General features: G+C 71.0%; 10 protein-coding genes. 3 read left to right on the forward strand and 7 right to left on the reverse strand.

Features of this window, described 5'->3' with window-relative positions; genetic code table 11:
* Positions 1-59: 59 nt before the first annotated feature.
* From IPQ09_08165 to pilM, 4 genes are all read right to left on the reverse strand, one after another.
* Positions 60-674, reverse strand: a complete 615-nt coding sequence (locus tag IPQ09_08165) for a pilus assembly protein PilP (protein MBL0194186.1) — start codon at positions 672-674, stop codon at positions 60-62.
* Complete coding sequence (gene pilO / locus IPQ09_08170; GenBank protein ID MBL0194187.1) at positions 671-1318, reverse strand: type 4a pilus biogenesis protein PilO; 648 nt, start codon at positions 1316-1318, stop codon at positions 671-673. Before pilO ends, IPQ09_08165 begins: the two co-directional genes overlap by 4 nt.
* Positions 1319-1951: a PilN domain-containing protein gene (locus IPQ09_08175; GenBank protein MBL0194188.1), complete on the reverse strand. Its 633-nt coding sequence runs from the start codon at positions 1949-1951 to the stop codon at positions 1319-1321.
* 74 nt (positions 1952-2025) lie between these two features.
* Positions 2026-3081 carry a type IV pilus assembly protein PilM gene (pilM, locus tag IPQ09_08180; protein MBL0194189.1) on the reverse strand — a complete coding sequence of 352 codons (1056 nt, stop codon included), beginning with the start codon at positions 3079-3081 and terminating at the stop codon, positions 2026-2028.
* Between the two features lie 210 nt (positions 3082-3291).
* On the opposite strand from pilM, the gene IPQ09_08185 reads away from it, so the two are divergent.
* Entirely contained in the window at positions 3292-4461 is a 1170-nt protein-coding gene (locus tag IPQ09_08185) for a DUF882 domain-containing protein (protein MBL0194190.1), read from the forward strand.
* A 117-nt stretch (positions 4462-4578) separates the two neighbouring features.
* Here IPQ09_08185 and IPQ09_08190 read toward each other — a convergent pair whose 3' ends face one another.
* Entirely contained in the window at positions 4579-7200 is a 2622-nt protein-coding gene (locus tag IPQ09_08190; GenBank protein MBL0194191.1) for a hypothetical protein, read from the reverse strand.
* Between the two features lie 572 nt (positions 7201-7772).
* Between IPQ09_08190 and IPQ09_08195 the strand changes: the two genes are divergently transcribed.
* Complete coding sequence (locus IPQ09_08195; GenBank protein ID MBL0194192.1) at positions 7773-8972, forward strand: FIST C-terminal domain-containing protein; 1200 nt, start codon at positions 7773-7775, stop codon at positions 8970-8972.
* 48 nt (positions 8973-9020) lie between these two features.
* Here the strand turns inward: IPQ09_08195 and IPQ09_08200 are convergent, their stop codons facing one another.
* Entirely contained in the window at positions 9021-10103 is a 1083-nt protein-coding gene (locus IPQ09_08200; protein MBL0194193.1) for an RluA family pseudouridine synthase, read from the reverse strand.
* Between the two features lie 23 nt (positions 10104-10126).
* Complete coding sequence (locus IPQ09_08205) at positions 10127-11011, reverse strand: hypothetical protein (protein MBL0194194.1); 885 nt, start codon at positions 11009-11011, stop codon at positions 10127-10129.
* A 213-nt stretch (positions 11012-11224) separates the two neighbouring features.
* On the opposite strand from IPQ09_08205, the gene IPQ09_08210 reads away from it, so the two are divergent.
* A complete protein-coding gene (locus IPQ09_08210; GenBank protein MBL0194195.1) occupies positions 11225-12382 on the forward strand; it encodes a serine/threonine protein kinase in 1158 nt (385 codons plus the stop codon).
* The last annotated feature ends 37 nt before the right edge of the window (positions 12383-12419 follow it).

The raw sequence follows: 12419 nt of genomic DNA on the forward strand, positions 1-12419 counted from the left end.
TCGCCAGCGTCACCAGTATCACGCTTCGCTCTCCGGGCTCGCCAGCATTTCGCCGCCCCTCAGTCGAGCTGCAGCTTGGGTTCGCCTTCAGGGTGGAGCGCGAGCACCCTCGTCGAGGGCGGGAGGTTCGGCTGGGCCGGGTCCTCACGCACCAGGACGACGTCGGTGGCCCGGACCCGGTCTACGCGCCAGTTGAGCTGGTAGTCGGCCCCGTTCGCGCCCCCGACGTGCACGGTGTCGGGACGGCCGAGGAAGTCGCCGCGCTTCAGAACCCACCCCTTGCCGCCCGGATCGATGAGCATCGCGCGCGGGTAGTCTCCCCCGGTCACGATGGCAGCGAGCTTCAGCTCGTCGAGGCTGTACTGCCCCAGGAGCACCTTGCGCTGGTTCGCGGGCTTGGGACCCTTCCGGGTCTCGTCCAGCGTCGCGGCGAACGAGCGGAACGGATCGCGGTTCTGGTCAGCCTCGACGAAGTCGCCCTCGGAGTAGTCGACCTTCACGACCTGGCTGGGGGGGAGCGCGGCGGCGTCGAGCGCGGCGACGCCCGCGTCCGCCACGGTGGGTCCCGTATTGAGCACCGCGTCGAAGCGCTTGGGCTCCTTGCAGCCGGCTCCGACGACCAAGCTGAGGGCCGCGAGCCCCACGAGGGCGATCCCCTTGGAGAGGCGGCTCATTTCGGCGCCCCCGCCTGGCCAGGCGCGCCAGGCGCACCAGGCGCACCAGGCGCACCAGGCGTACCAGGTGCGGCGGCGGGCTTGATGAGATGGAACGTCGTCGCGAGGCACATGGCCTTCAGCACCACGTCTTCGCCCTCGACCTTGGGATCGCTCAGCTCGACGTTCTCGAGGTTGATGATGCGGTCCTGTTTGCCGATCTCGAACATGAACTTGCCGATCTGGTGGAACTTGCCCGACAGCTCGAGGCGCATCGGGACCTTCGCGTAGAAGGTTGCGGGGACCTCTTCTTGGGGCTGCCACGCCTTCAGGTTGGTGCCGCTGATGTTCGAGACCTGTTGGATGGCCGACAGGAACGCCGCGGCCTCGGTCTCGGCAGGCAGGATCTTGTTGAGCTCACGCTGCTTCTGCTGGCGCATGGCGAGCTCTTCGCGGTCTTGGATGTAGCTGGCCTCCGCCTGGCGGAGGCTCACGATTTGGGCCTCGAGCTCCTTCGAGCGGCGGCCCTCCTGCTCGATCTTCGCGACGACGTCGGTGTGGAGCACCACGTAGTAACCGACGGCGACGAGCACGACGAGGAAGAGTCCGAAGCCTACCTTCGCGGGGAGCGAGAGCTTGGAGAGGCTGATCGACGCGGCGGCCATTTAGTACCTCACCATGGCGCTGAACTCGAACTTGACGAGCTCGAGCTTGGTCGTCGGGTCAATCTCCTTCGAAGCCGGGAGCAGCTTGACGTCGTAGAAGAAGTCGCTGAGGGCGAGGCGGCGCAAGAGCTCCGAGACGTCTTCGCCGTCGCGCGCGAGGCCGCCGACCTTCACCACGCGGTCCTTCTCCGCGTACGTGGTCAGCCAGAGGCGATGCGTGTCCCAGTTCGGGTTGGGCACGGCCAGCGGGTTGTCGCGCCGCAGCTGCTCGAGCTTGTCGCGATCGACGGTCGGCCCGCGGCCGGGGCTCAGGATCTTGGAGAGCTCGAGGAGCGTAGCGGTGGGGCCCGTGCGCGCCGCCTGGAGCTTCGCGATCGCGTTCTCGCGTTCGCGTAGCTCGGTAAGCTGCGCCTTGAGCTGCTCGTGCTGAGAGATGTTCGCCTGGATGGAGGTGATCGTCGCCGTGTGGGCGAGGTTTCTGTCCTTCGCCTTGGTGAGCTGATCGCCCTTGGTCTTGTAGACCACGAGGAGAATGAGCACCTCGAGGACCACGACCCCCAAGAGAACACCGAGCCACGCTTGGCTGCCCTCGCTGTCGCTCGAGGACGACGAGCCGCCGCCGCCGCTGGTCATGCTGGTGAAGCGCGACAGGAACGACAGATCGGTCCGCCGAGACTGCTTCTTGTTCGGCAGGAGGTTGACGCGAATCATACCCTTCGCTCCTTGTCGCAGCGCAGCGCGAGGCCGAGGGCGACGACCATCTGCGCAGAGCGCGATCGCATCTCGGCTTCGTTGACGAATTTCGTGTCGACCGCCAGCCCACTGAGCGGGTCGAACACCTGGACGGGCACCCGCGCGCGCCTCTCGATCGCCTTGCAGAGCGGCGCGAGATAGGCGGTCCCCCCGGAGATGCAGATCTTGGTGATCTCGGCCTCACCGCTGGTGGCCAGGTAGAAGTCGAGCGAGCGCTGGATCTCGCCGGCGAGACCGTCGCACGCGGACTGGATCACCTCATGCACCTCTTGCGGCACGATCTGCGTCGGCCCGCCACCGCACTTGTAGGCCTCAGCCTGCTCGAACGGGACGTTGCACTGCTTCTGGATCTCTTCTGTGATCGACGAGCCCGCGTTCGCGATCTCGCGCGTGAACGCCGAGATGCCACCCGAGATGATGTTGAGCGACGAGACGGCGGCCCCCACGTTGAGCAGCGCGACGGTGCCCGCCTCGGGCAGCCCCTGCTGCTGCTCGAAGATGTTCTGGACGGTGAACGCGTTGATGTCGACGACGATGGGCCGGAGGTTGGCCTCGCGTAGGATCGACGCGAAATCGTTGATTTCGTCCTTCTTGGCGGCGACCAGGACGAGGTCCATCTGGCCGGCCTCGGGGCGCTTGCGGAGCACCTCGTAGTCGATCGACATGACCTTGATGTCGAACGGGATGTGCTGCTCGGCCTCCCATCCGATCTGCTCGTCGAGCTCCGCCGCCGTCATCATCGGGACGGTGATCTTGCGGACGATGACCGACTGGCCGTAGACGCCGATCGCCACGTCTTTCTGAGAGATCTTCTGCTCTTCGAAGATCTTGAGGAGGCTGTCGACGATGACGCCCGAGCTCATGACGTGGCCATCCACGATGGTCTGCGGAGGCAGTGGCGCGTAGCCCGCGCGGATGACCTGGAACTTCTTCCGCGACTCCTTGAGCTGGACGACTTTGATGGAGCTCGCCCCGATGTCGACGCCGACCAGGTTCTTGCCCTCACCCATAGATACTTCCTTACTTCGCGCTCGAAGGTGGCTCGCGGACCGAGCCGGCCGTGGTCCTACCCCGGCGGCGGGGAGGGAGACCATGAGAATCCTTTCATTGTGGCGGCACAACGTCAAAAAATGCGCCGGCACCCACACATTTTGGCGGGTTTCGCGGTCCGGTGCCCCGGAGCGGTGGCCTTCGGCGCGAGATGCGCTAAGCAGGGCCGGATGGGGCCCCTCTCTCTCGCTCGCTCTCGCTCGCTCGTCGCCGCGCTCCTCGTCGTCGGCGCCACCTTGGCGCCAGGCTCCGCCGCAGCCGACGTGACGCACGTCATCGGGAAGGGTCACACGCTCAACACCATCGCCGGGCGGTACCACGTGACGGCGAGGGCCATCCTCGCCGCGAACCCGAACCTGAACCCCAAGCGCCTCCGCGTAGGCGACAGCATCACCATCCCCGGCGTCGCGCCCAAGGCCGAGAAGGGCAAGCCCAGCACGGCCGACAAGGGCGCGAAGCCCGCGAAGCCCGCGGCGGAGGCGAAGCCCAAGGAAGCGGAGAAGGCCGCGAAGGTCGGCGACAAGAAGGGTGCGGAGCGCGAGGCCGCGCAGGCGAAGGCGGCTCCCCCAGGCCCCGCGGTCAAGGGCGCGGGCGCGGCCCCGACCGCGTTCGCGGGCAAGCCCAAGCACCCGAACGTGGTGCAGTTCGTAAGGTTTGGCACGAGCGAGGAGGCCACCGTTCGGGTCAGCGCCGGTGGCCGCGTCCCGCCGGCGGCGCTCGCGAAGGTGAAGCAGATCATGCACTCGTCGGGCGGGGCGACCCATGCCCCCGACCCGCGCCTCGTGGCCTTGCTCGGCATCGTGTCGAACCACTTTGGTGGCCGCAAGCTCGAGGTGGTGAGCGGCTTCCGGCCGTTCTCGCCCAAGCAGTACACGCCGCACTCCAACCACAACCACGGCAAGGCGATGGACTTCCGCGTGCAAGGGGTGCCGAACACCGCCGTGCGAGACTTCTGCCGCACGCTGCACAACGTGGGCGTGGGTTACTACCCGAACAGCGTGTTCGTGCACCTCGACGTGCGCGCGGCGCCGGCGTTCTGGATCGACTACTCGCGGCCCGGTGAGGCGCCGCGGTACCACGCGCCGAACACCGACGCCGACGAGGGGACCAGCGACGTCCACGCCGAGCTGCCCGCGGGCATGGGCGCGGCCGCCCCAGAGCCTGGCGCCGAGGGGACGACGCCGGCCGCCCCGGGTGCCGCCTCTCCGAGCGCGGGCACCGCGGGCACCGTGGCCCCGCCGGCCGTCACCGCTCCCGGGGCGCCCGCGAAGCAGCCCGATCACCCCGCGCCCAAGGGTCCGGCGCTCCCCGCGCCGTCGCCCGGCGCGCCCACGCCCTGATCCGCGCCACCCGACGCGAGCTCGTGCCTGACCTCGCCTGGCCTGGCCTGGCCTGGCCTCGCCTGGCCTCGCCTGGCCGCGCGGCTCTCGCGCGGGACTGGCGGTGTGCGCTCGACGCTACCTCTTGGTGGGCGGCGGTACGGGGCTCGTGGGCAAGAACCGGAAGCCCCGCGGGGCCAGCGGCTTGGCGACCGCGTAGAGCGTGGTCGCGTCGTAGCTCGCGTGGGGCGGCGCAGACGTGCCGCTCCGGTGCCAGGACACGGGCTCGGCCACGCCCCGCTCGAGCTGCACCACCCGCTCACAGCCGAGCGCGACGAGCGCCTCCACCGGCCCTCGGCCGGCGGCGGACGCGCGTGCAATATACACATTGCCGCTGGCGATCCCGAGCGCTGCGCGCGCGGGGCGATCACCGACGGCGCGCCCCTCGTCGGCGAGGAGGGGGAGCTCGGCGTAGTCGTGGTGAGCGAGGTCGGCGGGGAGCTCGCGGGCGAGCTGGATGGCGAGCGCGCCGTCTTCGCGCGCGACCAGGAGGGCGCGTCCTTCCCCGCTCGCGGCGGCGGTAGGCGCCGCGGCGTGCGGCGAGTGCACGACGCGGCCGTCGGTCGCGAGCCCCCACGGCCGCTTCTCCGGCGACGTGCCCAGCGTGAGCGCGAAGAGGGCGCGCTTCGCGTCGGCCTCCCCGAGCTCGTGGAGCGCCTCGCCCGAGGCGCCCGAGGGCTCTCGTTTTCCGCCGCGAATTCGATAGGTTGCGCGACCGGAAGACACGAGCGAGACCTCGACCCCGAGGGCGGTGCGCGTGGACCAGACCCCCGGGTGCCACGCGGGGGCGGGCTGCGTGCCCGCCTCGGGCGCCCACGGGCGCGCGCCCTCGAGCGGGGGCGGCGTGGGGTCGCTCACCATCATGTAGAAGAAGTCCTTCGGGGAGAACTCGATGAAGCGGTCGGGTGAGATCTCCATCTGGTTCGTGAGCAGCTCGGTCTTGTAGGCCTTGCCCTTGATCTCGGTGATGTTGGTGAACACGAGCCCGGTGTGGTGCGGGTTCATGTCGAGGTGCATGCCGTAGACGCAGCCGGCCATCTTCATGGCCTTGCCGAGGGTGTTCGCGGAGACGTCGTCGCCCCACGCGTAGAGCATGTGCCCGGCGGGCGTGACGCAGATGCCCGAGCGCTCGGTCTGCATGCTGGTGCCGGGGAGCGTGAACCCCCACAGCGAGCGACCGGTAGGGTTCACCTTGTCGCCGTCGAGGAGCGGGTCGAGGTTCTGGCGGAAGGAGAGGATGTCCCCGTCGTCGATCCCGGCGAGCCCCGAGACCTTGGTCGTGTTGCCCCAAGAGCCCATCCCCACGCGGCCGTCCTTCAGGAGGACGACGGCGGCCGCACCCGGCTGGGGCGGCAGCAGCACGCGCCGACGGACCATCATGCCGTAGCTGCCGTGCTCGGTCTTGAAGCCGCCGTTGAACGCGGCGGCGACGCGCCCGAACACCGCCTTCTCGCGCGGAATGCGGCCCGCGCCCGGTGGACCGACGGCCGGCTTGGGGTCCTCCATGCCGCCCTCCATGCCGAGGTCGAGTTGGCGCATGTCCATCGCGACGAGGAGCACCTTCGCGTAGGGGCGCTCCTCGTCCGAGCGGACGAACGTGCGGTAGAACATGCTCGGCGCCGTGGCCTGGCCGGGCACCCCCGGAAAGCTGGGGAAGCGCTTCAGCCAGGCCTGCGTGGGGACCACCCAGGCGCCCTCGCCCTCCTGCGGGTTCTTCCAGATCGACGGGATGTCCGCGGGAGGAAAGCCCGCGCCTCCCTCCCCCGCTTCGGCGGCATCGAGGAGCTTCGGAGGGGGCGGCGCGGCCTTCGCGAGCTCGCTGCCCTCGGCGCCACCGCCGACCTTGAACGACAAGCGGCGGGCCTGATCACGCGCGTAGAACGCGCGCTCCTCGAGCCACGCGATGGGCGCAGGCCCGATCTCGGGCATCGCGCGGACGGTGTCGACCGCCCAGAAGATGGGGCGCTTCGGGAGGTGCTGGACGGCCTGCGCGTGGACGCCCTCGGCCTCGGGGACGACCTCGCGCGTGGCGCCGTCGAGGCGCGCGCTGCGGGCGCTCGCGCCGTCGGCGAGGGACACCCGGAGCCCTCCCTCGTCGAGCGCGAGCCCGAGACGCGGAGTGGGCAACTCGAGGGTCAGATCGACGCGACCGATGCCTGCGAAAGAGCCGGTCTGCTGGTAGTTCGTGACCGCCGACATGACGCGGTCAGCGGCGTGCGTGGCGAGGTTCTGTGGGCCTTCGCCGGCGAGGTCGAGGTAGCTGACGCTCTGCTCCTGGCCAAACGCGTACGTGGCGTAGGCCGCCTTGTCTCCGAGGAGGACGAGCGCGTGGTCGTCGCCGAGGTCCGTGGCGGTGAGGTTCCTCGCGTCCACCACCTCGAGCACGCGCCCCTCGGGAGTGACGCGAACGCGCGCGCGAAAGAGGTCGCGCGGAGCGTCCTTGGCGGCACCGGCGAGGAACAGCACGCGGCGCCCGAACAGCGCGTCGAGCGCGGCGCCGCGGCTCGCCTCCCAGCGGTAGTCTCCGCTCCCGACGACCCGACCCGTCGCGCGGCCGAGGAGCAGCGCGACGCCCGCAGAGGAGGCCTCGACGGGCGAGGGGCGGGCCAGGGCCACGACGACGCCGAGCGCCGAGAACGCCGCGAGGGCGGCGCGGCGGCTAGCGAGGGCGGCGGTCGGCGAGGCGGGCGGAGCGGTCACGGCGTGCCTACATTGGACACGTTGCATGGCTCGTCAAGTTCATCGCGACACCTCGCCTTCGGCTCGGGGTCGCCATCGACCTTCGTTCGCCCCTTCGGGGCTCACTTCGAGGTTCATCGCGACACCTCGCCTTCGGCTCGGGGTCGCCATCGACCTTCGTTCGCCCCTTCGGGGCTCACTTCGAGGTTCAGCGCGACACCTCGCCTTCGGCTCGGGGTCGCCATCGACCTTCGTTCGCCCCTTCGGGGCTCACTTCGAGGTTCATCGCGTCACCTCTCCTTCCGCTCGGGGTCGCCATCGACCTTCGTTCGCCCCTTCGGGGCTCACTTCGAGGTTCATTGCGACACCTCTCCTTCGGCTCGGGGTCGCCATCGACCTTCGTTCGCCCCTTCGGGGCTCACTTCGAGGTTCATCGCGTCACCTCTCCTTCCGCTCGGGGTCGCCATCGACCTTCGTTCGCCCCTTCGGGGCTCACGTGCCGGTTCTGCGGCCGCGCGCTCAGCCGTAACCAAACGGAGACGCAGCAGCGCTTGCCTCGGGCGCCGGTCCTTGCTCTCTTGCCAGCGGGGGACATGACGCTCTTTTCGTCCGCAGTTTCCTGCGCACCGATCCTCGTTGACGCGCTCGACGAGGCCATGGCGCGCGCGCGCGCCGACCTCGGCGATCACACGCCGTCGCTCGCGATCGTGTTCGCCAGCGATGGCTATGCTTCGCTCGAGGCGGTCGCGGGGCGTGTCGCTGAGCACCTCCCGGGGGTGCCCTTCGTCGGCGGCACGTCGGGCGGGTGCGTGTTCGACACGACGCGCTTCGGCTACATGGGCGTGTGCGTGGCGCTCCTCGCCGGGGGCGACCTGCGCGTCGAGACGCGCGCCGTGCCGATCGTGAGCGGGGAGCTGCTCGAGGTCGCGACGGCCGCCGAAGAGCTGCGCCTCCTCGCCGACGCGCACGCAGAGGAGGGGCGCGGGGAGCTCACGTGCCTCGCCTTCGCGCCGAGCCGCGGCATCGTCGGCGACGCGCTCGTCGCGGCGCTCAAGAAGGGCGCGACCGCGCGCGCTCAGCTCGTCGGCGGCCTGCTGGCGCAAGAGGGGAGCATGTCGGGCGGTCGCGTCTGGTCCAGCGGGGGCGTGAGCGAGGCCCACGTGGTGCTCGCGGGCCTCTACACGGAGCGCCCGCTCGGCGTCGCGGTGCGGCACGGCTGGACGCCCATCGGCGACACCCACCGCGTGACCCGCGCCGACGGGGCGCGCCTGCACGAGCTCGACGGGCGCCCGGCGCTCGACGTGTGGCTCGAAGAGGCGACCCGCCACGGGGGGGAGCCGCTTCCTGGTGAAGCCGGCTCGCTCGCTCTCCATCTCGCGGCTCGCTACGAGCTCGCGATCTTGGGCACCGAGGCGCACCTGGACGGCGAGCCGATCGTGCGCGGCTCGCGCGTGATCCACGACGACCGCACCGTCGAGCTGTTCGGGAGCGTGCCCGAGGGCGCCCAGGTGCGCTTCGTCACGGCCACCGAGGGGTCGCTGTTCGCCGCCGCGAAGTACGCGGCGGAGCACGCGCTCGGGAAGGTCGCCCGCGCGTCGGGTGCGCTGGCGCTCACCTGCGCGGGGCGCGCGTTCGTGCTCGGCGACCGGTACCGCCTCGAGCCCGAGCTCCTCGCCGCGACGCTCGGGGTCCCGGTGGGTGGCACCACCGTGACCGGCGAGATCGCGCTCGCGCGCCGCGCCGCGGACGGCTTCTACAACTCGACGGCCGTCTTGCTCGTGTTCCCTCGCTAAATCAGCGGTCATGAAAACGAGGGGGGCGAACGGGGAGAAGGCGCGCCGTCAGCCGCGAAGCAGCGCGCGGAGCTCGGCCGGCAGCTCGCTCGACACGTCGAACGAGAGCCCCACCGTCGCGGTCTCGAGCGACAGCCTCGACGCGTGCAGCGCGTGACGGGCAAGCCCCGGCACGGGCTCGCCGCCGTAGAGCACGTCGCCGACGAGCGGGTGCTCGATGGATGCAAAATGCACGCGAATTTGGTGCCGCAGCGCCTTCGACACGGTCACCCGCACGAGCGCATAGGGTCCGGCTCGCTCGACCACGACGTAGTCGGTCGACGCCGGGCGGGGCGCGTAGCGGATGACGTCGCGCGGATGAACACACGCGTAGACACGACGCTGGTCCTTGGGGTGGTTCGCGAGCGGGAAGGCGATGGTGCCTTCGTCCGGCAAGTGCTCGCCTCGACAGACCAGCAAGTACTCCTTCACGAGCGCCTCGCCGTCGAGCGCGGCCTTGAGCTCGTTGAACGCCTCGCGGGTCCGCGCGACGACGAGCAGGCCCGAGGTGTCGTTGTCGAGCCGGTGGAGCAGGCCCGGATCCCGCGGCGAGTAGCCCAGCGTCGCGGTCTCGGGGTAGCGAAACACGAGGGCGTTCGCGAGCGTGCCCGTCTCGCCCGCGCGGAGCGGCGCCGTGGGTTGTCCCGCGGGCTTGTCCACGACCACCACGTGGGCGGACTCGAAGCGCACGTCGAGCGGGGTGTCCTCGGGCACGGCGGGCGCGTCGGGGCTGGCGAGGTCGGCGAGCTCCATCGAGAGCCGGTCACCGGCGGCGACCACGCCGCCCTTCGGGACGTGCCGGCCGTTGACCCGCACCGCGCCGTCGGCGATCGCGGACTTGACCCTCGCGCGTGATGCGCCGGGGATCAGCGCGACAAGCGCCTTGTCGAGGCGCGCGCCGCCGAGCCTCGTCTGGGACCGTGACTTCGTGGGTGGGCACCGCGCACTCGTACCACGGTTTGCGAGCCACGCCGCTCCGGGAGGCGCTCGACGAGCGCGACGCGCGACGGCCGCGGCCGTCGCGCTCCTTCTCGAAGGCGAGGGGTGCCGGCGTTGGGCTCCGAAGAGCGACGCACAAACACAACAAATCATTCGCGATTTATCCTCCGCTGCTGCTAGGGCCCGGCGGAGACCCATGTGCGGAGCGCCCGATCGTCTTCCGGATGCAGGAACGGCGCGACCTCGTCGATGCTTCCCGCGCGCGAGGTGGGCGCGCCGAGCCCAAGGGCCGCCTGCTTCGCGATCGCGGCGAGGAGTGGGTGCGGCGACTGCACGAGCTCGAGGAGCTCCCGCACGAGCTCGGTAGCGCCAAGCTCCGCCGCCAAGACCGCGGCGAAGGCGCGCGGATCGGCCTCGGCGCGCGGCGCCCCCCGCAGCGCGGCCCGCAGGACCTCCACCGCGGGGCGCGTAGCGACGCGGGCGGAAGCCCGCCGGTACCCCGCGCCGTGAAGCCCGAGCCGCCTGTGCGCCTCGGCGGTGTCGAGCCACGCTCGCGCGGCGCCCACGAGGCGCTCCCACTCCGGCTCGGTGACGTCGCCCGCGGTCGTACCCTCGAGGTCGAAAGCGAGCGGGGTGGACTGTTCGTCGGCGTAGGCGGTGTGGTAGGCCTCGAGCCTGTCGAGCGGGGCCGCGCCGGCGGTGCGCCCGTGGAAGGTCTCGCGACCGGTCTCGACGGTGACGAAGCTCGCGAGGGTGTCGGTGTTCCCTCCGTCGCGGGTGTGCGCCATGCGGACGCGGATGCTGCGCACCGACGACCACATGAGGGCCCGCAGGCCGTCGTGGGCCTCGACGAGGACGCCCCAGGGCACGATCGCGAACGACGCCTGATCGCCACCGTCGGGGCTCGTGCTCGCGGCGCGACGGAGGAGGAGCCCCGACAAGCCGCCTACGGTGAGCGCGGCGGCGAGACGCACGCCAACGCCCGAAGCGAGCGCGACGCCGAGGCCCGCCGCCGATCCGGCCAGGAGGAGCGGCCAGGCCCGACGCGAGCTGTAAGGCATCAGTGCGACATAGCGAAAATCGGGCGCCGGCGGCCTCCGCGCAGGCGCCGAGGGCCCCGCAGACTCGGCGGGAGCCTCGCTCGGAGGGCCGTCGTCTCCCGAAGCCGGTACCATGACGCAAATGTAGCGACGCGCGGAGCGGAGGCCAGGCGCGGGCGCAGAATTCGACGATTGCGCCGATACCCCACGCGCGAAGGCGCTAAAATTGCCGTAGTGAACTGCGCTCGCTGCCAGACGCCGCTCGCTCCGGGCACGGCGGTGTGCCCTCAGTGCCGCTCTTTGCAGCGGCGGCGCAGCGCGGGCGTCGGGCCGGGGACGCGGATCGATCGAGGCTTCGGCACCTACGTGGTGGACGCCCGGCTCGGGGCCGGCGCGATGGGCGTCGTGTGGCGCGCGTGGCTCTTCTTCGCTCCGGACGGTCCCCACGCGGGCAAACCACCGCAGCTCTTGGCGTTGAAGCAGCTCCGCCATCAGGGGAGCCTCCAGGCGCAGTTTCAGACCTTTTTTCTGCGCGAGGCGGAGGCCCTGCGGCGGCTCTCCCACCCCAACGTCGTGGCCTTCCACGAGCTCTTCGAGTGGGTCCCCTCGGCGGAGTCGGGGCCTCCCTCGAGCGGGGGGGCAACGCTGACGCTCGTGCTCGAGTACGTCGAGGGCTCGACGCTCGAGGACGTGATCGTTCGACACGTCGCGCGGGCGCGCCTCGCGGGCCCGGGCGCCCTCCCGGGCGTGCCATTCCGGCGCGCGTGGTACTACTTCGAGCAGCTCCTCGGCGCGCTCAGCGCGACCCACGCGCTCGACATCGTCCACCGCGACGTGAAGCCGGCGAACCTGCTCCTTCGCAACGACGGCATCGTGAAGCTGACCGATTTCGGCATCGCGCGGGTGACCGCGCCCACCCCGGAGGAGGCGAAGACCGCGCCCGGCACCGGCGCCTACATGTCGCCCGAGCAAGTGCTGGGGCAGCCCCTCGACGGCCGCAGCGATCTGTACTCCGCGGCGATCGTGCTGTTCGAGACCCTCACGGGCGTGCTGCCCTTCCCCACCACCGATCGAACCGAATACGAGGTGCGACGCGACCAGGTCGAGGCGCCGCCGCCACCCCTGCGCGCCTACCTCCCGCAGGCGCCGCGCGTCCTCGACGACCTCTTCGCCCGCGCGCTGGCCAAGCAGGCAAGCGACCGCTTCCCCACCGCCGAGGCCATGGGCGAGGCCTTCCGTGGCGCGCTTGGGCTACCCGCCAGCTCGACCTGGGCAGCCCAACGCGAGATGTCCGCGCTCGCGCGGCCCGGCGGCTCGACCGTGAGGCTCGAGCAGGTGCGGGCCGCCCTCGTGCAGGGCTACCGCACGGCCATGCTCCAGCAGGCGCCCTAGAGCGCCTTCGATTTGCGGACGTGTGCCGGCGAAGGGC

The organism is Myxococcales bacterium (assembly GCA_016720545.1).
GTDB lineage: Bacteria > Myxococcota_A > Polyangia > Polyangiales > Polyangiaceae > JAAFHV01.